The sequence below is a fragment of the Agrobacterium vitis genome (genome assembly GCF_014926405.1).
In the GTDB taxonomy this organism is placed as follows: Bacteria; Pseudomonadota; Alphaproteobacteria; order Rhizobiales; family Rhizobiaceae; genus Allorhizobium; species Allorhizobium vitis_H.
In genome coordinates, this window is record NZ_JACXXJ020000005.1 from 1,970,765 (window position 1) to 1,992,706 (window position 21,942).

General features: G+C 59.0%; 21 protein-coding genes. 17 read left to right on the forward strand and 4 right to left on the reverse strand.

What is annotated here, in order from left to right:
- Window positions 1-54: 54 nt before the first annotated feature.
- The 9 genes from IEI95_RS20475 (at window position 55) to IEI95_RS20515 (ending at window position 7,266) form a co-directional block, all read left to right on the forward strand.
- Window positions 55-339, forward strand: coding sequence for a protealysin inhibitor emfourin (locus IEI95_RS20475; protein WP_071204693.1), 285 nt, complete (start codon window positions 55-57; stop codon window positions 337-339).
- Between the two features lie 307 nt (window positions 340-646).
- Complete coding sequence (gene rpsF, locus IEI95_RS20480) at window positions 647-1,108, forward strand: 30S ribosomal protein S6 (protein WP_015915511.1); 462 nt, start codon at window positions 647-649, stop codon at window positions 1,106-1,108.
- A 12-nt stretch (window positions 1,109-1,120) separates the two neighbouring features.
- Window positions 1,121-1,369, forward strand: a complete 249-nt coding sequence (gene rpsR / locus IEI95_RS20485) for a 30S ribosomal protein S18 (protein WP_015915510.1) — start codon at window positions 1,121-1,123, stop codon at window positions 1,367-1,369.
- Between the two features lie 145 nt (window positions 1,370-1,514).
- Window positions 1,515-2,516 carry a DUF2232 domain-containing protein gene (locus IEI95_RS20490; protein ID WP_194416938.1) on the forward strand — a complete coding sequence of 334 codons (1,002 nt, stop codon included), beginning with the start codon at window positions 1,515-1,517 and terminating at the stop codon, window positions 2,514-2,516.
- 45 nt (window positions 2,517-2,561) lie between these two features.
- Window positions 2,562-3,137 carry a 50S ribosomal protein L9 gene (rplI, locus tag IEI95_RS20495; RefSeq protein ID WP_015915508.1) on the forward strand — a complete coding sequence of 192 codons (576 nt, stop codon included), beginning with the start codon at window positions 2,562-2,564 and terminating at the stop codon, window positions 3,135-3,137.
- A 253-nt stretch (window positions 3,138-3,390) separates the two neighbouring features.
- Window positions 3,391-4,887: a replicative DNA helicase gene (locus IEI95_RS20500; RefSeq protein WP_156534267.1), complete on the forward strand. Its 1,497-nt coding sequence runs from the start codon at window positions 3,391-3,393 to the stop codon at window positions 4,885-4,887.
- A 148-nt stretch (window positions 4,888-5,035) separates the two neighbouring features.
- Window positions 5,036-5,818, forward strand: coding sequence for a transporter substrate-binding domain-containing protein (locus IEI95_RS20505; protein WP_156538203.1), 783 nt, complete (start codon window positions 5,036-5,038; stop codon window positions 5,816-5,818).
- Window positions 5,819-5,938: 120 nt separating this feature from the next.
- A complete protein-coding gene (locus IEI95_RS20510) occupies window positions 5,939-6,610 on the forward strand; it encodes an amino acid ABC transporter permease (RefSeq protein ID WP_156534271.1) in 672 nt (223 codons plus the stop codon).
- Complete coding sequence (locus IEI95_RS20515) at window positions 6,607-7,266, forward strand: amino acid ABC transporter permease (protein ID WP_015915504.1); 660 nt, start codon at window positions 6,607-6,609, stop codon at window positions 7,264-7,266. The genes IEI95_RS20510 and IEI95_RS20515 overlap by 4 nt, the downstream gene beginning before the upstream one ends.
- Window positions 7,267-7,276: 10 nt before the next feature.
- Here the strand turns inward: IEI95_RS20515 and IEI95_RS20520 are convergent, their stop codons facing one another.
- Window positions 7,277-8,131, reverse strand: a complete 855-nt coding sequence (locus IEI95_RS20520; RefSeq protein ID WP_156534273.1) for an AraC family transcriptional regulator — start codon at window positions 8,129-8,131, stop codon at window positions 7,277-7,279.
- 86 nt (window positions 8,132-8,217) lie between these two features.
- Here IEI95_RS20520 and alr point away from each other — a divergent pair, with 86 nt between their 5' ends.
- From alr to IEI95_RS20560, 8 genes are all read left to right on the forward strand, one after another.
- Entirely contained in the window at window positions 8,218-9,381 is a 1,164-nt protein-coding gene (alr, locus tag IEI95_RS20525; RefSeq protein ID WP_194416939.1) for an alanine racemase, read from the forward strand.
- 127 nt (window positions 9,382-9,508) lie between these two features.
- Window positions 9,509-10,909, forward strand: a complete 1,401-nt coding sequence (radA, locus tag IEI95_RS20530) for a DNA repair protein RadA (protein WP_015915501.1) — start codon at window positions 9,509-9,511, stop codon at window positions 10,907-10,909.
- Between the two features lie 137 nt (window positions 10,910-11,046).
- Complete coding sequence (locus IEI95_RS20535) at window positions 11,047-12,042, forward strand: UDP-glucuronic acid decarboxylase family protein (RefSeq protein WP_156534278.1); 996 nt, start codon at window positions 11,047-11,049, stop codon at window positions 12,040-12,042.
- The gene (galE, locus tag IEI95_RS20540) at window positions 12,039-13,013 is read left to right on the forward strand and encodes a UDP-glucose 4-epimerase GalE (RefSeq protein WP_156534280.1); all 975 of its coding nucleotides are present in this window, start codon (window positions 12,039-12,041) and stop codon (window positions 13,011-13,013) included. The genes IEI95_RS20535 and galE overlap by 4 nt, the downstream gene beginning before the upstream one ends.
- Window positions 13,014-13,107: 94 nt before the next feature.
- Window positions 13,108-14,424, forward strand: coding sequence for a UDP-glucose dehydrogenase family protein (locus IEI95_RS20545; RefSeq protein WP_156534282.1), 1,317 nt, complete (start codon window positions 13,108-13,110; stop codon window positions 14,422-14,424).
- 190 nt (window positions 14,425-14,614) lie between these two features.
- Complete coding sequence (locus tag IEI95_RS20550; protein WP_015915497.1) at window positions 14,615-15,214, forward strand: CvpA family protein; 600 nt, start codon at window positions 14,615-14,617, stop codon at window positions 15,212-15,214.
- A 216-nt stretch (window positions 15,215-15,430) separates the two neighbouring features.
- Window positions 15,431-16,921 (forward strand): amidophosphoribosyltransferase, encoded by a 1,491-nt coding sequence (purF, locus tag IEI95_RS20555; protein WP_156534284.1) that lies wholly within the window; start codon window positions 15,431-15,433, stop codon window positions 16,919-16,921.
- Between the two features lie 44 nt (window positions 16,922-16,965).
- A complete protein-coding gene (locus tag IEI95_RS20560; RefSeq protein WP_070167399.1) occupies window positions 16,966-17,706 on the forward strand; it encodes an SDR family NAD(P)-dependent oxidoreductase in 741 nt (246 codons plus the stop codon).
- Window positions 17,707-17,762: 56 nt separating this feature from the next.
- On the opposite strand, the gene IEI95_RS20565 is transcribed toward IEI95_RS20560, so the two are convergent.
- From IEI95_RS20565 to rfbA, 3 genes are all read right to left on the reverse strand, one after another.
- On the reverse strand, window positions 17,763-18,845 hold the full coding sequence (locus IEI95_RS20565) for a glycosyltransferase family protein (RefSeq protein ID WP_156534286.1): 1,083 nt from the start codon (window positions 18,843-18,845) through the stop codon (window positions 17,763-17,765).
- Window positions 18,842-20,779, reverse strand: coding sequence for a glycosyltransferase family 2 protein (locus tag IEI95_RS20570; protein WP_156534288.1), 1,938 nt, complete (start codon window positions 20,777-20,779; stop codon window positions 18,842-18,844). Before IEI95_RS20570 ends, IEI95_RS20565 begins: the two co-directional genes overlap by 4 nt.
- Before the next feature lie 241 nt (window positions 20,780-21,020).
- Entirely contained in the window at window positions 21,021-21,884 is an 864-nt protein-coding gene (gene rfbA / locus IEI95_RS20575) for a glucose-1-phosphate thymidylyltransferase RfbA (RefSeq protein WP_194416940.1), read from the reverse strand.
- Window positions 21,885-21,942 lie beyond the last annotated feature (58 nt).

Here is a 21,942-nt window from a genome sequence, read left to right on the forward strand (position 1 = left end):
TGCGTTTGCCAGGATCACGGCGGCATCGATCAGGGCCGTAAAGGTCAAGAACGTATGGATGAACTCATTCTTGAAAAAATGGGCGGCTTTGCTGGCTTCGGCGGAGCAAGATCGGCATTGCGCAGCGATGGGGTCTGCGCCGTCGAAAAACTGAGCGCGGCCGAAAAACAGCTGATCGAAGAGTTTTTCCGGCATTCGGTGCCTCAAACAGCAGCCGTAGCGGATGGTTTTCGCTATCGAATCGTCTGGCCGTCGCGTTTCGGCGACCAGTCCGTGGACGTGCCTGAAAGCCTGGTGCCGGATGAAATCAAGGCCGCCGTCAAGGATCGGCTTAGGTAAGAGCCCCATCTTATAATATTACCTCGGCGCACAACCGTTACGTTTCCCCAGCTTTTTGCTTGCTTTCCGGCTGAAACCAGCTATAAGCCCGCTGTTCGCAACACCCGGTCTTTTGGCTGGTGGCTGAACGGAGGGCCGGCAGACTTGTTTTGCCGTCAGAAACGAAAAGCGTTTCGGCCTCCCGTGTCTCCGCTCTCGACCGTCTCGTACAACGCTTTTCTTGCCCCGGGCCTTGCCCGATCAGGAGCAGTCGTTGAGGCTTAGCGCCGATCCGGGTGATGATCACAGCAAGAAAGGCAAAGCTATCATGGCTCTTTATGAACATGTATTCCTTGCCCGGCAGGATATGTCCGCACAGCAGGTTGATGCCCTCGTAGAACAGTACAAGGGTGTTATCGAAGCAAATGGCGGCAAAGTCGGGCGCGTAGAAAACTGGGGCCTGAAGTCCCTGACCTACCGCATCAACAAGAACCGCAAGGCTCACTACGCTCTGATGGACATCGATGCACCGGCTGCTGCCGTGCACGAAGTCGAGCGTCAGATGCGCATCAACGAAGACGTTCTTCGTTACATGACCATCGCCGTTGAAGCCCACGAAGAAGGCCCGTCTGCCATGATGCAGAAGCGCGACCGCGACGACCGTCCGCGCCGCGATGGCGACCGTCCGGATCGTGGCGACCGCGGTGATCGTGGTGATCGTGGTCCCCGTGAAGGTGGCCGTGAAAGCTTTGGTGATCGTCCGCGCCGTCCGCGCGAAGATCGCGCATAAGGAGATTTGACTATGGCTGAAGTTTCCTCTTCCACGGTTCGTCGTCCGTTCCATCGCCGTCGCAAGACCTGCCCTTTCTCCGGCGCTAACGCTCCGAAGATCGACTACAAGGACGTGCGTCTGCTGCAGCGCTACATTTCCGAGCGCGGCAAGATCGTTCCCTCGCGGATCACGGCTGTTTCGCAGAAGAAGCAGCGCGAGCTGGCCAAGGCCATCAAGCGCGCCCGCTTCCTCGGCCTGCTGCCTTACGTCGTTGCTTAATCTAAGTTGACGTGACTTTGCGGCTCCCGTTTTCGGGGGCCGTCTCCCTTCCGCGATGGGCGTGGATCGGAACGGATAAATCCCATGTTGAGGTGCAGGCCGCTTGCCGGTATCGCCCTCTAACTGCCAGGCGCAGGACAGCGACGTGAAACAATTGGACGGAAAATTGCTGCTGACCGGCTTTCTCGCCGGCGTGACCGCCATCTTTCTGGTGCTGGCGGCCAATGCACAACCGTCTTTTTCGTCTGTTTTCTATGCGGCATCTGCCTTGCCTGTGATGATTGTCGGTCTGCGCTGGGGCAATGTCCCAGCCATCGTCGCCATCGTCACCGCAGCCTTTGCTGGCGCGCTGGCGGTTTCGCCGCTGTTTGCCTGCGCCATGGCGGTGTTTACCCTTCTGCCAGCCGGCTGGATCAGCCATCTTGCCAATCTCGCCCGCCCTGCCTCGGAAATCGGTGGCCCGGACAAGCTGCTCGCCTGGTATCCGCTCTCAGATATTCTGATGCATCTCTGCGGGTTGGTCTGTATCGGCGTGATCTTCCTCGGCGTGATGATCGGCTATGATGCTGAACTGGTCAGCAACATGATCGATGCGCTGATGCAATCGCTGACCGAGCGCGATCCGACCGTTGCCGCCACCATGGGCAGCACAGCTGGGATCAAGTCCACCATGCTGTTGACCCTGCCAATCGTGCAGGGTGGCATGTGGGTCATCATGCTGTTTGCCGCTTACTATCTGGCAAGCCGGATTGTGGCGGCATCAGGCAATGCGTTGCGTCCGCGCGAGGATATTCCCTCGGCCCTGCGCATGAACCGCAATGCGCCGTTCATCTTCCTGGCTGGTATTGTCGCCTGCTTTATTGGCGGCGTTCCGGCCCTGATCGGCGCAACGGTCTGCGGCACGTTTGGGGCAGGTTTCCTGCTCGGCGGCTTCGCATCGCTGCATCAACGCACCCGTGGCAAGGAATGGCGCATCCCGGCGCTGATCCTCACCTATATGGCGTCTCTCCTCGCCTTTCCGGCCTTCTTCATCGTCATTCTCGGCCTTATCGACACACGGCGGACCGTTGCCCTCACCCCACCGAGGGTAGACGGCAAGTCCGGTACGGACAGCAAGTCCGATGACGATAACAAACCCGAAACATGAGCTTACAAACTTGAATTGCCCAACTTGAATTGAAAGGAACATAGCATGCAAGTCATTCTTCTCGAGCGCATCGCCAAGCTTGGCCAGATGGGCGAAGTGGTCAAGGTTCGTGACGGCTTTGCCCGTAACTACCTGCTGCCAACCGGCAAGGCGCTGCGCGCCAATGCCGCCAACAAGGCCCGTTTCGACGCCGAGCGTTCCACGCTCGAAGCCCGCAACCTGGAGCGGAAGTCCGAAGCCCAGACCGTTGCTGACGTTCTGAACGGCAAGTCGTTCATCGTCGTCCGTTCGGCTGGCGAAACCGGCCAGCTCTACGGTTCGGTTGCGGCTCGCGACATCATCGAAGCTCTGGCTGCCGAAGGCTTTACCGTTTCGCGCAACCAGGTTGAGCTGAACAACCCGATCAAGACCATCGGCCTGCACAACGTGACCATGCACCTGCATGCCGAAGTTGAAATCGCTATCGAAATCAACGTTGCCCGTTCCGCTGAAGAAGCCGAGCGTCAGGCCAAGGGCGAAAGCCTCACCTCCGCCGACGCCATCTACGGCGTGGACGAAGACGCGCTGCGTCCGGAAGACTTCTTCGATCCGGATGCCGACCGCGATGGCGACGACGAATAAGATATTCGTCCTTATCGATTGAAGAGACGCCCGGATTTTCCGGGCGTTTTTTTGTGCGGATCGGGTTAAAATAGGCACCTAAAGAACTGAGTCGCGCCATGCCACAGTCAATGGAAAAAGCGGGGTCAGCGTGTTTTTTTCTGCCCTGGCGCATCAGGCCTGTGAACTACTGTGTTTATCGCAATCCGCCCTTTAACCGCCCCACAGGATCGATAGGAATGCAGCTTCCAGCGAGAGAGAACGGATAAAGCCCATGAACGATGTTGCGCGCAGGTTAAATCCTGCCCAGCCGGCAGAGCCCCATTACCGGGAAGCCCCGAACAATATCGAGGCCGAACAGGCTTTGCTTGGCGCCATTCTGGTCAATAACGATGCCTATTATCGTGTCTCGGATTTTCTCAAACCCCCGCATTTTCATGAGGGACTGCACCGGAAGATCTACGAGGTCGCCTCCGACATTATCCGCATGGGCAAGACCGCCAATCCGGTGACGATCAAGACCTTCCTGCCCTCAGACCAGAAGATCGGCGATTTCACCATTGCCCAATATCTGGCGCGGCTGGCGTCGGAAGCCGTGTCGATCATCAATGCCGAGGACTATGGCCGGGCGATCTACGATCTGGCCCTGCGCCGTGCGCTGATCACCATCGGCGAAGACATGGTCAATATCGCCTTCGACGCACCGCTCGACATGCCGCCGCAGGCGCAGATCGAAGATACCGAGCGGCGGCTGTTCGATCTGGCCGAGAACGGCCGCTATGACGGCGGTTTCCAGTCCTTCAACGATGCGGTGGCCCAAGCCGTCGATATGGCCGGTGCTGCTTTCGAGCGTGACGGTCATTTGTCCGGCATTTCCACCGGCATCCATTCGCTCGACAGCAAGATGGGCGGTTTGCAGCGCTCCGACTTGATCGTGCTGGCTGGACGTCCCGGCATGGGTAAAACCTCGCTTGCCACCAACATCGCCTGGAACATCGCCGCATCCTACGAGCCGGAAGTGCAGCCAGACGGTTCGTTCAAAGCCAAAAACGGCGGTGTGGTCGGCTTCTATTCGCTCGAAATGTCCTCCGAACAGCTCGCCACCCGTATCATGTCCGAGCAGACCGAAGTGTCCTCTTCGAAAATCCGCCGTGGCGATATTACCGAGCAGGATTTTGAAAAGCTGGTTGGCTTTTCCCAAACCATGCAGAAAGTGCCGCTGTTCATCGACCAGACCGGTGGTATTTCCATCGCCCAGCTTTCCGCTCGGGCACGCCGCCTGAAGCGCCAGCGCGGCCTCGATTGTTTGGTGGTGGACTATATTCAGCTGATGACCGGCTCGGGCAAGTCAGGGGAAAACCGCGTCCAGGAAATCACCCAGATCACCACTGGTTTGAAAGCACTTGGCAAGGAGTTGAACGTGCCAATCGTCGCGCTGTCACAGCTGTCGCGTCAGGTGGAAAGCCGCGACGACAAGCGTCCTCAGCTCTCCGACCTTCGTGAATCAGGCTCGATCGAGCAGGACGCCGACGTGGTGATGTTCGTGTTCCGTGAGGAATATTATGTGCAGAACCTCGAACCCCGCGACCAGGCCGACCCTAAATATCCCGAATGGGAAGCCCAGATGGAAAAGGTACGCGGCACGGCGGACGTAATCATCGCCAAGCAGCGTCACGGACCGACCGGCACCGTCAAACTGGCCTTCCAGGCGCAGTTTACCCGCTTTGCCGATCTGGCCGATCCGAGCTTCACGCCGTACGAGGAGACCTGACCATGCTTTGCGCGGAGCTTGCTTAAACTTTGCGCAAATGCACACCGTCAATCCAGACAGAACCAAGGGCCGCCTTTTCCAGGCGGCTTTTTGCATAGTGGCATAGCAATTGCTTCAAGTTGTGCATCATATCAATCCGGAGCATCCTATGCATCGTCGTACCCTGCTTGCCCTTGGCCTTTCCCTTGCCACCTTTGCCGCCGTCCTGCCGGCCCATGCCGATGCGCTGGGCGACATTACCAAGCGGGGTACGCTAAAAGTGGCGGTGCCGCAGGACTTTCCGCCATTTGGCAGCGTCGGCACCGATATGCAGCCCGTCGGATATGACATCGATACCGCAGCGCTGATTGCCAAGAAATTGGGCGTCAAGCTGGAACTGGTGCCGGTCACCAGCGCCAACCGCATTCCCTATTTGCAGACCAACAAGGTTGATCTGGTCATTTCAAGCCTCGGCAAGAATCCAGACCGTGAAAAGGTCGTGGACTTCTCCACCGCCTATGCGCCTTTCTATAATGGCGTGTTTGCGCCCGCAGATACCGCCATCAAGTCCGCCGCCGATCTGTCGGGCAAGTCGGTCGGCGTTACCCGTGGCGCGGTCGAGGATCTGGAATTGACCAAGGTTGCGCCGTCCGACGCTGTCATCAAGCGCTACGAGGACAATAACGGCACGATTTCCGCCTTCCTCTCCGGTCAGGTCGATGCGGTTGCCACCGGCAATGTCGTCGCTGCCGCTATCCTCGCCAAGAACCCGCCGAAGCGTCCGGAGCCAAAGTTCCTGATCAAGAACTCGCCCTGCTTCATCGGCTTCAACAAGAACGAACCGGCGCTGGCGGAAAAGATCAATACCATTATCGCCGAGGCCAAGGCCGATGGCTCGCTGAGCAAGATTTCCGAAAAATGGCTGGGCGCACCGCTTCCCGCCGATCTGTAATCTTTGATCGGACGGTATAACCATTTCTGCACAATCACCGCAGCCGTGTGGCTGAGGTGATTGTGCAGGCCAGATACGGCAGCAAAGCCGCATAAGTTCGCTTTGCCAGCAGGTTTCATCATGCATTATATTTTCGATTTCAGCTGGTTTGGCGAATATTACCCGATCATCCTCAAAGGGGTCGGGGTGACGGTCGAACTGACACTGGTCGGTGGCGTGGTCGGCATTGCCTTCGGCATCGCCTGCGCCTGGGCGCGGGCCTTGGGACCGAAATGGATCAAGCCACCAGTTGCCGCCTATGTGGAACTGATCCGCAATACGCCCTTCCTGATCCAGCTGTTCTTCATCTTTTTCGGCCTGCCCTCGACCGGGCTGAAGCTCTCCGAGATGGAAGCCGCCAATCTGGCGATGATCATCAATCTCGGCGCCTATAGCTGCGAGATCATCCGAGCCGGGATCGAGGCAACCCCAAAAGGCCAGTTCGAGGCCGGAACTGCGCTGGCGCTTCGCCCGCTGCAAACCTTCCGGCTGATCATTCTGGTTCCGGCTCTGCAACGAATCTGGCCGGCGCTATCGTCTCAATTGGTCATCGTCATGCTCGGTTCCGCCGTCGTGTCCCAGATTGCCGCCGAAGACCTGACCTTTGCCGCCAATTTCATCCAGTCGCGCACCTTCCGCGCCTTTGAAGCCTATATGATCTCCACTGCTCTCTATCTGTTGCTGGCCATCGGCCTTCGACAATTGCTGGCGCTGCTTGGACGGCAGATCTTCCCGAAAGGGGCGACACGATGATTGAGTTCACCCTCTGGGATATCGCTCGCAATCTGCTGCTGGCAGTCCGCTGGACCCTGGTTCTTTCCCTGGTTTCCTTCATCTGTGGCGGAGCGCTTGGATTGGCGCTGCTGATGCTGCGGATTGCCAAACAGCGCATGTCCCGGATCTTCGCGCGCGGCTTCATCGAGTTTTTCCAAGGCACGCCGCTGTTGATGCAGTTGTTCATCGCGTTTTTCGGTCTCGGCCTGTTCGGCATCGACGTTCCCGCCTGGCTCGCTGCCGGTGTGGCACTGACTTGCTGGACCGCCGCTTTCCTGACTGAAATCTGGCGCGGCTGCGTCGAAGCCGTGCCAAAAGGCCAGTGGGAAGCCGGCACCAGCCTGGCCCTCACCTATCGTCAGCAGATGCGGCTGATCATCCTGCCGCAGGCCATGCGGATCGCCATTGCCCCGACCGCCGGTTTTTCGGTGCAGGTGGTCAAAGGCACGGCCCTGACCTCGATCATCGGCTTTGTCGAGTTGTCGAAGGCCGGAACCATCGTCACCAACGCAACCTTCCAACCCTTCACCGTTTATGGATTGGTCGCGCTGTTCTATTTCGCCATCTGCTACCCACTGTCGCGCTACTCAAAATATCTGGAACGCCGGTTCGGCGCGGCACCGGTCGGGCATTGATCCCCTCAGCCTATCCCCGGCGAAATTGCGCCGGGGTCATGCCCATCCGCGCCTTGAAATTGCGGGTAAAATGCGCCTGATCGGCAAAGCCGCAGGCAAAAGCGACGTCCGCAGGCGTAGCGTCCTTGGCCAGCATGGACTCCGCTTCTCGAATACGCCGAAGTGTCAGATAGGCGTGGGGCGTAATATGATAGGTGGCACGAAAGCTGCGGATCAAATGCGCGCGGCTAAATCCGACCAGTCCCGCCAGATGGTCAAGGCCGATATCCTCGGCAAAATTAGCATGGAGATAGTCTCGAACCCTCGCCATCGCCGTGTCGGGGCGAGCAGCAGAGGAGGCAGGCGCAACAGCGCCATGGCGAGTGAAAAGAGCGGTGAGTATGTCCAGCATCCCCTCTTCGGCACCGAGCATTCCATCTGCCTGCTCTATTTGCCTGTGCATCCGGTTAAAGGCCTGCGCCAAGGCCGGATCCGTGACGATCTGCTGGCGAAAGGACGGCGTTCCCCACGACGGTCTCTTGCTGGACTCTTGCAGAACGTCGCACACCATGGCGACCGACGGATAGATCATCCGATAGCGATAGACCCCACCCGCAGGACTGCCATCGTGGATCTCCTCCGGATTGATCAGGTATAGATCGCCCGGTCCGCAGACTTGTCTGCATCCCCTGATCGTGGCGATTTTCTGCCCCGTCTCCATGGCACCGATGCCAAAATGCTCATGGGCATGCGGGGAAAACCGATGGGTGATAAAGGTCGCACTCATACATTTCATGCCGCCAAACCGAGCATCTCGCCAGAAGCGGGTCTGCTCACGAATGAGAGGTTGATATAAACTAGCGGGGCGAGATGAAAGCATGTGCATGGCCCGACAATACCATCGCCGCATCATTCCAGTCTTGAAGAAAAGTGATAGGGTCCGGACATCGTTCCTTTGCGAAAAGCTGTTTCATGTCTGCTTCTTCCTTTTCCATTCCCCCCTCCGATGAATTCCTGACCGCACCGCTGCGCGTCACAATCGACCTGCAAGCGCTGGCCGACAATTGGCGCGATATGGCGAAGCGATCCGGCAAGGCGCGGGCGGGTGCCGTGGTAAAAGCCGATGGCTACGGCATCGGTATCGAGGATGCAGGCCAGACGCTCTACAATACCGGTGCGCGGGATTTTTTCGTGGCGCTGCCATCGGAAGGCGCGACCTTACGGACCTATGCGCCGGACGCCCGGATTTTCGTGCTGTCAGGGATCTGGGAGGGAATGGAACCGCTGTTTTTCGAGCATGATCTGGTGCCGGTGATTGCCAGTGAGGAACAGCTGGCGTTCTGGATGCGGGCCGTGGCCGAGCATGGCGATCATCCATGCGCCCTGCATGTCGATACCGGCTTCAACCGGCTGGGCCTCAGCATGGACGATGCCTTGTTCCTGGCGACGGACGTTTCGCGCCCGGCCAGCTTTTCGCCGGTGTTGATTTTGAGCCATCTCGCCTGCGCAGATGATCCATCCTCGCCGATGAACCAGAAGCAATTGCAGGCTTTTCATCAGGTTAGCGCGGCTTTCGAGGGCATTGAATCAAGCCTTTCAGCCTCTGCTGGAACTTTACTCGGCCCTGATTACCATTTCGACCTCACCCGCCCCGGCATCGCGCTTTACGGTGGCGAAGCGGTCACGGACCTGCCCAACCCGATGCGCCCAGTGGTCAAGGCCGAGGCCCGCATTCTCCAGATTCGACAAGCCAATAGCGGAGAAACCGTCAGCTACGGCGCCACCTGCCAGTTGACGCGCGATAGCCGTCTGGCCATTGCCTCCGTCGGCTATGCCGATGGCTACCTGCGCAATCTCTCAGGCCACGGCACGGCATTGCGCAATACCGGATTGCCGGGGGCCTATGGCTCTATTGCCGGATACCGAGTGCCGGTTGTTGGCCGCATCACCATGGACATGACGATCTTCGACGTCAGCGACGTGCCTGAAAAAGCGATTGCCGCTGGCGATTATATCGAGCTGTTCGGACCGAACATGCCTATCGATGACGTCGCCCGGGCGGCGGGTACGATCGGCTATGAAATGCTGACCGGCCTCGGCCTGCGCTACGAGCGGCATTATCTGGAGGCCGAATAAGTCGTTAGCCCTCTTGCATAGGCCCGGCATTTCTCTTAGGTGATAGCACGTATTCACTCTTTGTTCTCATTTCTCCATCCATATTGCGGTGGGTGGGATGGTACGATGCTCGTATGAAAGGCAATGCATGGCCAAGGCAAAGACCCAATTCATCTGCCAGAACTGCGGCACGGTTCACAGCCGCTGGGCTGGCAAATGCGATGGTTGCGCGCAATGGAACACCATTGTCGAGGAAGACCCGATGGGTGGCATCGGCTCTGGTCCCGGCAAGGTGCCAAAGAAAGGCCGGGCGGTAACGCTGACCTCGCTGTCGGGCGAAATCGAGGAAGCACCACGCATTCCGACCGGCCTGTCGGAACTGGACCGGGCGACCGGCGGCGGTTTCGTGCGCGGCTCCGCCGTGCTGATTGGCGGTGATCCGGGCATCGGCAAATCCACCCTGCTGATGCAGGCCGCCGCCGCCTTGTCGCGGCAGGGCCATCGGGTCGTCTATGTCTCGGGCGAAGAAGCAGTGGCCCAGGTGCGGCTGCGTGCGCAGCGGCTGAATGCCGCCGATACCGACGTGCTGCTGGCAGCAGAAACCAATGTCGAGGACATTCTGGCGACGATTTCCGAAGGCAAACGGCCCGATCTTGTCATCATCGATTCGATCCAGACGCTCTGGAGCGATACCGCCGATTCGGCCCCAGGCACGGTCACGCAGGTGCGGACCGGGGTGCAGGCGATGATTCGTTTCGCCAAGCAGACCGGGGCCACCATGGTTCTGGTTGGCCACGTCACCAAGGAGGGCCAGATCGCCGGTCCCCGCGTCGTCGAGCACATGGTCGATGCGGTGCTATATTTCGAGGGCGACCGGGGCCACCATTACCGCATCCTGCGCACCGTCAAGAACCGTTTCGGACCCACCGACGAAATCGGCGTGTTCGAAATGTCGGATCGGGGCCTGCGCGAAGTCGCCAATCCCTCGGAACTGTTTCTGGGGGAGCGCAATGAAAAAGCGCCGGGCGCTGCGGTGTTTGCAGGCATGGAAGGCACGCGTCCAGTGTTGGTCGAAGTGCAGGCGCTGGTGGCCGCCACAGCGCTTGGCACGCCGCGCCGGGCCGTGGTCGGCTGGGATTCCAGCCGTCTGGCGATGATTCTGGCCGTACTGGAGGCCCATTGCGGTGTCAGGCTTGGCCAGCACGATGTCTATCTGAATGTGGCAGGCGGCTACCGAATCACCGAACCCGCCGCCGATATGGCAATTGCCTCGGCGCTGGTGTCATCGCTGGCGGGCGTCGCCCTGCCCGCTGATTGTGTCTATTTCGGCGAAATCAGCCTTTCGGGCGCGGTGCGGCCCGTATCGCATACGGCGCAGCGATTGAAAGAGGCTGAAAAGCTTGGCTTTTCCTCCGCCGTTTTGCCCGCCTCCTCTGTCGATCTGCCGAAACGCACCGGCAAATGGGGTGAAATCGAAAGCCTGCCGGATCTGGTGGCGCGCATTGCCGGATCGAAACTGAAATCGCGCCAGCAGGGCAATGAGGATTGAGGCAACCGGTTCGATAGCACCAGCCGCAAGCAGGTTGCGACCCTTGTCGCTCATAACGGTTGATTGCTTGTAGCCTGGAATTGACAGGGCCGGACCCCTTCCCCTACATGAACGGCAACGGACTGCAAGAGGACGCTATGGGAAAGACACGGACGGCATTGGTGACCGGCGGCGCTGGATTTCTCGGTTCCCACGTCTGCGCACGTTTGCTTGACGAAGGCTGTGATGTGGTTTGCCTGGACAATCTCCAGACCGGGCGGCGCAAAAATATCGAACCTCTGCTGACCAATCCCAAACTGTCCTTTATAAAAGCCGATGTCCGCGATCCCTTGCCGCAAGGCAATTATGACGAGATCTGGAATCTCGCCTGCCCCGCCTCGCCGCCGCAATATCAGATCGATCCTGTCGGCACGATGCTGATCAATGTGCTTGGCATGAAAAACGTGCTGGACCTGGCTGTCGCCTGCGGCGCGCGGGTGTTTCAGGCATCGACCAGCGAGATCTACGGCGATCCGCAGGTTCATCCGCAGACGGAAAGCTATCGTGGCGCAGTCAACACGATAGGGCCGCGGGCCTGCTATGACGAAGGCAAGCGCGCCGCCGAAACCCTGTGTTTCGATTATCACCGCCAGCATGGCGTTGAAATCAAGGTGGTGCGGATCTTCAACACCTATGGTCCCAACATGGACCCGCAGGATGGACGGGTGGTGTCCAACTTCATCGTCCGCGCCCTGGAAGAGGCCCCGCTGGAACTTTATGGCGGCGGCACGCAGACCCGATCCTTCTGCTATGTCGATGATCTGATCGAGGGATTTTTCCGACTGATGCGCTCCGATGCCTCGATCACCGGTCCGGTCAATATTGGCGATCCCGGCGAGTTTACCGTGCGGGAACTGGCTGACATCATTCTGGAAATGACCGGAAGCCGGTCGGTTATCATCGACAGGCCGCTGCCGAAGGACGATCCGCTGCTGCGGCGTCCCGACATCACCCTTGCCGGGCAATTGCTGGGCTGGGCGCCGAAAGTGCGGCTGCGTGAAGGGCTGAAGCGGTCGATCCCGTATTTCGCAGCGGAAACGGGACGCCCCATAAACACAAGAGCTGCCAACATCAATCTGGATACATTGTCATGAAGAATATCCTTGTTGTCGGCGGAGCCGGCTATATCGGAAGCCATGCCTGCAAGGCCTTGTCCAAGGCGGGTTACACACCTGTGGTTTATGACAACCTGGTCCACGGCCATGCGGATTCGGTCAAATGGGGTCCGTTCGAACAAGGTGACATCGCCGATGGCGCACGGCTTGATGCGGTTCTCAGCAAATACAAGCCGGAATGCGTGATGCATTTTGCCGCCTTCGCCGCCGTCGGCGAATCGGTAACGGACCCGGCAAAATATTACAACAACAACATCCATGGTTCGGTCTGCCTGCTGGACGCCATGCGCCGCAACGGCGTTGACACCATCGTGTTTTCCTCGACCTGCGCCACCTATGGCGAGGTCAAAAGCCTGCCGATTGTCGAGGAAGCACCGCAGAACCCGGTCAATCCCTATGGTTTTTCCAAGCTGGTGATCGAGCAGGCGCTGAAGGATTACGGCCATGCCTATGGGTTGAAATGGGTGGCCATGCGCTATTTCAACGCCGCCGGTCTCGATCCGGAAGGCGATCTGGGCGAACGTCACGATCCGGAAACCCATGCCATTCCGTTGGCGGTTCTGGCGGCCATGCGCCAGACCGAGTTCAACGTGTTCGGCACCGATTACGATACGCCTGATGGCACTGCCGTCCGCGACTATATCCATGTCTGCGATCTTGCCGATGCCCATGTCCTGGCCATCGACTATCTGCAAAAGGGCGGCGAAAGCGGTGCCTTCAATCTTGCGACCGGCAAGGGTACATCGGTCAAGGACTTGCTGGAAGCAGTGTCTGAGGCCGTCGGCGCGCAGGTTCCGATCAAATATGCGCCGAGGCGGGCTGGCGATGCGCCGGCTCTTTACGCCTCCGGCGACAAAGCCCGAAGCCTGCTGGGCTGGACGCCGCGCTATACTGATATCAACCTGATCGTGAAAACCGCGGCGGACTGGTTCAAGGCTCACCGCAACTAAAGCCGACATAACGAGGCTTTGTCGATATGGTTCAATTGGAACCGCAAGGCAGTCCCGCCCTTAGCACCCCTTTGACAGGAAAGCGGCAGAATTCATGAATGTTCGCATTACCATGGTAGGCACCGGCTATGTGGGCCTGGTCAGCGGCGCATGCTTTGCCGAGCTGGGCCATGACGTCATCTGCGTCGACAAGGACCCGCGCAAGATTGAAATGCTGCATCAAGGCAAGATGCCGATCTATGAGCCGGGTCTGGATGAACTGGTGCAGCGCAATGTCGCCGCCGGCCGCATCACCTTCACTACCGACCTTGCCGCAAGCGTCAAGGACCGCGATGCCGTGTTCATCGCCGTCGGCACGCCAACCGAGGCGGGTTCGGACCGGGCCGATCTGAAATATGTGTTTGCCGCCGCCGCCGAAATTGCCAAGGCTGTCACCGGCTTTACCGTCATTGTCACCAAATCGACGGTGCCGGTTGGCACCAACCGTCAGGTCTTCGAGATTGCCAAGGCCAATGCCGCACCGGATGTGCGGATCGCGGTTGCGTCCAATCCCGAATTTCTGCGCGAAGGCGCCGCCATCAAGGATTTTCTGGAGCCGGACCGGATCGTCGTCGGCGTCGATACCCCTCAGTCTGGCGAGGTGATGGAGAGGATTTATGCGCCGCTGCTGCTAAACGGTAATGTTCCTTTCTTCAGCACCGGGATTGAGACGGCTGAACTGATCAAATATGCCGCCAATGCCTTTCTCGCGGTCAAGATCAGCTTTATCAATGAAATGGCCAATCTATGCGAGGCCGTCGGCGCCACAGTTGAGGATGTGGCGCATGGCATCGGTCTCGACAAGCGGATCGGCCGGGCCTTTCTCAATACCGGCCCTGGCTGGGGCGGCTCCTGCTTTCCCAAGGATACCCGCGCGTTGCTGGCAACCGCTGCCGATGCCGGGATCGACTCGCTCGTCGTGTCTTCGGCGGTCAATGCCAACAACCAGCGCAAGGCCGATATGGTCACCAAGGTGATTGAGGCCGCGGGCGGTGATGTCGAGGGCAAGAAAATCGCCGTGCTCGGCGTGACCTTCAAAGGCCAGACCGACGATATGCGCGAAAGCACCAGCCTGGTGATGCTGCCTGCCTTGCAGGCGAAAGGCGCAAAGGTTGCTGCTTTCGATCCGTCAAGCCCACATGACGCGGCAAGTCAGTTGCCGGGTGTTGAAATGACCAAGACAGCCAAGGAAGCCGCGACAGGCGCCGATGTTCTGGTCATCCTGACCGACTGGATGGTCTTCAAGACCTATAATTTCAAGGAAATCGCCAGTGTCATGGCGTCTCCTGTCCTGGTCGATCTTCGCAATATGTTCAATGCCAATGAAGCGCAGAAGAATGGATTTTCTCACTATGTCTCGCTGGGACGGTGAGGTAGCTCCCAGGAACAGGCCGTTCGGAAGGATTTTTGGCGTAAAGTCACATTTGTGTAACAAACTCGGCAAGGATTGATCCTTCCACTGCGTGACATCGTGGTGTAAGGAGAGGCCGCCGGAACAGCCGGACCGGAAAGATCAAGAAACCTGGCGACCCCTTCGCGGCCTAGTCCTGGAGTTGAACGGAATGCCCATTACGATTTTCGACGGTATTGTCATCGGTGTCGTGCTGTTTTCAGCCGTGCTGGCGATGATCCGCGGCTTTTCACGCGAGATCCTGTCGATTGCCAGTTGGGTGGGCGCCATTGCGGCGGCCTATTATCTCTATCCTTTCATTCTTCCCTATGTGAAGAATTATACCAACGACCAGCGGATCGCTGTTGCCGCCTCTGCAGGCGGAGTGTTCTTGCTGGCCCTGATCCTGATCTCATTCATTACTTCGCGCATTGCCGACTTCATCATAGACAGCCGGATTGGCGCATTGGACCGCACCCTCGGCTTTCTGTTCGGGGCAGCGCGCGGCATCCTGCTGCTGGTGGTGGCCGTGGCCTTCTGGAACTGGCTGATCGATGCCAAGCAGCGGCCTGACTGGGTCAACAATGCCAAGTCGAAACCGTTCCTCGATGCGCTGGTGGTCAAGCTGGAAGCGGTGCTGCCCGACGATATCGAACCGCAACTGCGCGCCCGCATCCTCGGCAAACAACAGACAGCACCTGCTGAAGGCCAGGCGCCTGCCGACGATGCGCCAGCCCAGACACCAGGTCAGACACCCGCGCCAGCCAACTGATATCGTCCGCCTTCTGGACGTTGATACCAGGCTTGCTTATATAGAGCTGGCCTGTCCGAATTGCTCAAGACCATCAGACCCTGCCAGGGATTGAGCCCAGGGATTGAGCATAGACAAAGAATGAGCGCCACCCGTGATGGAAATCGGCGCTCCTCACTGCATTTCGTCACCCGTGCCCCGTATCGGCGCGCATGTATCGAGCAAAGGCTTGCTGCAATGAAACAGTCTATTTCATCGACTTTCCTTGAAGAGCTTGATGGCGACACGCTGCATGAAGAATGCGGCGTGTTCGGCATTCTGGGCTATCAGGATGCCGCAACCCTGACCGCTCTCGGCCTGCATGCGCTTCAGCATCGCGGCCAGGAAGCAGCCGGACTGGTGTCTTTTGACGGCAAGCAGTTTCACACTGAAAAGCATATGGGCCTGGTCGGCGACCACTATACCAATCCGGTGACGCTGGCGAAATTGCCGGGTTCCGCCGCCATCGGCCATACCCGCTATTCCACGACAGGAGAAACGGCGTTGCGCAATGTGCAGCCGTTGTTTGCCGAACTGGAGGAAGGCGGTATCGCCATTGCCCATAACGGCAATTTCACCAATGGCCTGACGCTGCGCCGCCAGATCATTGCCACCGGTGCCATCTGTCAATCCACCTCGGATTCGGAAGTGGTACTGCATCTGATCGCCCGGTCACGCCACAGCTCGACCGCCGACCGTTTCATCGACGCCATGCGACAGATGGAGGGCGGCTATGCGATGATCGCCATGACCCGCACCAAGCTGATCGCCGCCCGCGACCCGATCGGCATCCGGCCTCTGGTGATGGGCGATCTCGACGGTAAGCCGATTTTCTGCTCGGAAACCTGCGCGCTGGACATTATCGGCGCGAAATTCGTACGCGATGTCGAAAACGGCGAAGTGATCATCTGCGAGATCCAGCCCGACGGCTCGATCACCATCGACAGCCGCCGCCCGGCACGCCCGCAGGCCGAGCGTCCCTGCCTGTTCGAATATGTCTATTTCGCCCGCCCCGATTCGGTTGTCAGCGGTCGCAATGTCTACCAGACCCGCAAGGCCATGGGCATGAACCTGGCGAAGGAAGCCCCTTGCGACGGCGATGTCGTGGTGCCTGTTCCCGATGGTGGCACACCGGCAGCACTGGGCTATGCCCAGGCCAGCGGCATTCCGTTCGAATACGGCATCATCCGCAATCACTATGTCGGGCGCACCTTTATCGAGCCGACGCAACAGATCCGCGCCTTCGGCGTCAAGCTGAAGCATTCGGCCAACCGGGCGATGATCGAGGGCAAACGGGTTATCCTGGTGGACGATTCCATCGTGCGCGGCACGACTTCGCTGAAGATCGTCCAGATGATCCGCGATGCCGGTGCCAAGGAAGTGCATATCCGTGTTGCCAGCCCGATGATCTACCATCCGGATTTCTACGGCATCGACACGCCGGACGCCGAAAAGCTGCTCGCCAATCAATATGCGGGTGCCGAAGCCATGGCGAAATTTATCGGCGCCGATTCGCTTGCCTTCCTGTCCATCGATGGGCTGTACATGGCGGTGGGCGGCGAGGCCCGCAATGCCGCCAATCCGCAATTTACCGATCACTATTTCACCGGCGACTACCCGACGCGTCTCCTGGACAAGGAAGGCGAGAAAATGGGCCGCAAGGTGTCGGTTATGTCGAGCAATGGGTGAGGCCGATAGTTAGCGTTGCATGAGATGATGAGGGGGAAGTGGACATGACGGTTGATCTCAAGGGACGGATCGCGCTTGTCACCGGCGCGTCACGCGGCATCGGCTATTTCACCGCGCTGGAACTGGCAAAGGCTGGCGCGCATGTGATTGCCTGCGCCCGCACCGTCGGGGGTCTGGAAGACCTTGACGACGCCATTACTTCGGCAGGTGGTAGCGCGACCCTCGTGCCATTCGATCTCGCCGACATGGGCGCCATCGATGCGCTGGGCGGATCGATTTTCGAGCGTTGGGGCAAGCTGGATATTCTGGTTGCCAATGCTGGTGTGCTCGGGACGATTTCGCCCGTTGCCCATGTCGAGGCCAAGGTGTTCGAAAAGGTCATGACCATCAATGTCACCGCCACCTGGCGGCTGATCCGCTCGATCGATCCGCTGATCACCAAATCCGACCAGGGCCGCGCCCTGATCCTGTCCTCCGCCGCACCGCATAAATGCAAGCCTTTCTGGGGCCCCTATTCCGCATCCAAGGCTGCGGTTGAAGCCTTAGCCCGCACCTGGGCTGCCGAAAACCAGCGCCTACCGCTCCGCGTCCTTTCCATTGACCCTGGTGCCACCCGCACGGCGATGCGCGCCCAGGCCATGCCGGGCGAAGACCCTGATACATTGCCGCATCCCTCAGAAGTCGCCAAAGCCCTGTTGCCACTGGTCGGGCCGCAACAGACGGAAACAGGCAAGCTGTTTATCGTCCGGGAACAGAAGATCGTCGATTATCCGCCCTACGGCTGACCGCGATTGCGGACAGCCTGGACGGCTGCGATCTTCAAAAATATTGAAATAGATTTTTACGGCAAGAGCGGCTCGAAAGTCGTGCCCATCAGGGCCACTTTGTTGCGAATCCGCTCGGCTCCTTCGGCTCTTTCCGCGGGATTATCGATCAGGCGGATGATTTCTGCGATCCAGGCAGCCTGATCATAGGGCAATCGAGGTTGTGCATCATCAGCCTCGGCGCCATAGGCCAGGCCTTCTGAGAACAGCCCTGCCGCACCCAGCCGGGCGACATCGATGAATTTGGTGCAGGCCCGGCTGTCATTGGCCTCAGACGGCGCCAAGGGTACCAGCATGATATCGACCTGCGCCCTTCCCGCGTAAACCAGATATTGTGGCCAGGACACTGGCGCCTTCACCGTTACGCGGTTCATGTCTTTCCAGATCGCGCGGGCCTTCTTGCCCGCAAACACTTCGAACACCGCCTGGGGGCGCTGTTCCAGCACGGTCCGGATGACCGGCTTCAGGAAGTGATGTTCCGCCACATGCACCCCCGTGGCGTGATAGGCAACCACCACCTTGTCCTGGCTCGTCGCGTCATCCGCTTCGCTATCGGCGTGCAAGCGACGCTCCCAAAGGCTGATGGGAGGAGCTGGTGGCAGGACACGGGCCATCGGTTCGCCAATCGCCTGGAACAATTGCGGCGTGGACAGCCAGAGAATGTCAAGATGGCGGTTCAGGCGCCGCAGCGGATAAAGCGCCCGAAACCATAGAAACAGGCTATAGGCGATATCGGCGTCTCGGCTGGAGATCACCGCATTGATGTCATCATCCAACAGCAGACCGACGCCGGCCAGCTTGTCGGCATGGGTTTCGATCCAGCGCAGCAAGGGTCGCGATGCATAGCGACAGATCACCACAAATGCGCCGTCGGGGTCGAGTGCGCGCCCGTCAAGCTTTCTAATATCGTGAACCTGATAGGGAGGCATGCCCTCTGCACTCAACCGGACGGGCAGATAATAGTCGAATGTGGGGTTTGGAACGCGACCGAAGACCAGAACCGACTTGACTGGGCGGCGCGGCTTTCCATCCGCTTGTTCCCGCAGCCGGGGTCGCGGCAAAACCTGCTCCAGAACGGGCCAGTACCACCGTTTTTTCATCGGATGCGGCCACTCCTTGCCGACAGGTCACGCGGCGCCGCTTCCAGCACGAAATCACCAGCGCTCAGCGAGCAGTTCGGATTGTAGCAGGGATCGTTGTCGATGACCTCGGCCCAGCGTTCGAACATTACCTTCTCCTCTCCGGCAAAGCGCAGCCGCTTTTCGACGGTATCGTCCCGCCCGCGCGATACGGATTCACGATGAACAAGGCGTGCATGAGGCGTCCAGACGATATCGAGACCGGCACGGCGCAGCTTCAGGCAGTAATCGACATCGTTGAAAGCAACCGGCAAATTCGCTTCATCCATGCCGCCCACCTGAAGCCAATGGCTCTTGCGGGTCAAGAGGCAGGCCGCCGTGACGGCGGAAACATGGCGGCGCTGCGCAAGCAGGCCATGATCCTCGCCACCATCAGGATCATGAAAATGGAAACTGTGGCGGGCGATGGACCCCGCCCCCAGCGTGACGCCAGCATGTTGCACAAAACCATCGGGATAGAGCAACAGGGCGCCAACAGCCCCGACTTGAGGATCATCCAACTCGGCATTCATCTCGCCCAGCCAGTCGCGCTCCAGCGGCTCGACATCGTTGTTGAGCAGCAGGATCCGGTCATGCCGGGCCTGATCGACGCCGAGATTGCAGGCTCGGGAGAAATTAAAGGTGCCAGGCATCGGCAAGCGCCGGACATGACCCTCCGCCTCGATCCTGTCGAGAAGAATGCGCGTCGCATCCTCCTTGCTGTCATTGTCGATGACAATAATGTCCAACTCACCATGATCGGTGCGGCCCAGCAGGCCATCAAGACAGGCGGAGAGAAGATCCGCCCGGTCGCGGGTCGGAATGATCACTGTGACAGGCGGGCGAGAGCTGCCCGGCTGAAGCAAGGGCCGCGACGGCGTGAGAGCCGGTCGCGCAGAGGACCGGTGAACCAGAACGCGGGGCAGATGAAGAATGTCCCCCGCGGCCGCCGCCTGGATGACGAGTTGGTTCGCATCGAAATTGGTGACATCGACAGGCTGCGGTAGGCGGGCATGGCGCAAGAGAACGCAGTCCATCGGCAGCCAGCCGGTTTGCACCAAGGGCAGGTTCCAGGCCGGTTTGAACAACGGCACAGCTGGCTCACCCTTGCGCGTAGTCTGGTCCTCGTCGCAATAGACCCCTGCCGCCTGCGGATTCTGGATCAGGCAGTCGGCCATCCATTGCAGCGCCCATGGCGACAAGGTGACGCCGGCCGGTACCAGCAGCCAAAACAGATCCTTGTCCTCAGTGCGATTTGACAGGCGATCCGCCAGATCTTCCAGCTCGGCAAATTCGAAAGCGCGGTAGCTTTGCCGCTCAAGACTTTTGCGCGTAATGGTCCGCCCCTCACCCGCCCCAGTGATACAGACCAAAACAAGCGGCCCAGAACGACTGTCGATGGCTGGTGGCTTGTCCACCTCATTGCGCAGCCGAAGCCAATCCTGATAGCGGGGGGACGACAAGGCCTCGAAATGCCGGAGGAACCGGAACGTCGCACCTTTGACGTTTCGAGCCGCCAGCAAGCGGAGCAAGGTGCGTGCGCTATGAGGCCAGCGGATCAGCACCCGCAGCACAGCTTCAGCGATGGACAGCGTGCGGATTGTGACGGTCGGTTGCCGAACTGCCTTGCCCCCATCCTTTGCCGGTGAGGCGACGAGTGCAATAGAGTCCAGATCGTCGGGCATCCATCCCAGGAAGCGTCCAGCGTTTTTCACGATCAGCGACCGCTTGAGAATGGCAGGAACCCGCCCGGGACGATGAAGCAAGACACGTGGCGACGGTCCAAGGTAACCGTCTGGATCATCAACGGAGATCATAACCGGCTTATCGGCGAGATGACGGGCAGCCGGACCCTGCGCGGCGCATACCTGCGCCAACCCAGCCGAATCCTGTCCATCGAGCACACTGGTCTTCAACGCATTACACCACCGATAAGACCATTGGATGCGCTCCACAGCCGATACAATATTTCATCGGGCCTCACTTTTGAAACGCCAACACCGACCGCAACGAGACCTCTGCCCGCGTTTTACCGCATAAACCTTAAATCAAAGTCGATTTGAGGAAAAAATTATGCAGCATATATAAACTGTTACAGCGCCACACCCTCTCAGGTGCGTGGCGCTGTATTGCAGATACGCGTCCGGTTTAAAAGCGTTAGAGCACTTTTTTCAGCAGATATTGCCCATAAGCGCTCTTGCCATATTGCAGGCCGAGCGCCTCCAACTGCTGAGCGTCGATGAAGCCGAGCCGATAGGCGATCTCTTCCGGGCAGGAAATCTTGAAGCCCTGACGGCGTTCCAGCGTGGCGACGAATTCCGAGGCGTCGAGCAGACTGTCGGGCGTGCCGGTATCCAGCCACGCATAGCCACGGCCCATTTTCTCGACATTAAGCCGGCCGCGTTCCAGATAGACCCGGTTGACGTCGGTGATTTCCAGCTCGCCACGCGCCGATGGCTTGAGGTTTGCTGCGATATCGACGACATCCTTGTCGTAGAAATATAGCCCGGTCACGGCCCAGCTCGACCGCGGCGTTGGCGGCTTTTCCTCGATCGAAATCGCCTTCATGTCCTTGTCGAATTCCACCACGCCATAGCGTTCTGGATCATTGACGTGATAGGCAAATACGGTTGCCCCGTCATTGCGTTCCACAGCACTTCTGAACAGGTCGTTGACACCATGGCCATAGAAAATATTGTCGCCGAGGATCAAACAAGACGGATTAGAGCCGACGAAATCCGCGCCGATAATATAGGCCTGCGCCAGGCCATCCGGTGACGGCTGCTCGGCATAGGTCAACGAAATCCCCCATTTCGACCCATCGCCCAGCAGGCTTTGAAAGTTCGGCAGATCCTTTGGCGTCGAGATGATCAGGATGTCGCGAATCCCGGCCAGCATCAGCGTCGAGAGCGGATAATAGATCATCGGCTTGTCATAGACAGGCATGAGCTGCTTGGAGGTGACTAGCGTCATGGGATGCAGGCGGGTGCCGCTGCCACCGGCTAGAATGATACCCTTCATTTATAAAACTCCTGACACGTCATTTGTGTTCGTTGTCTTTTGAGGAAAGCTGGCGACC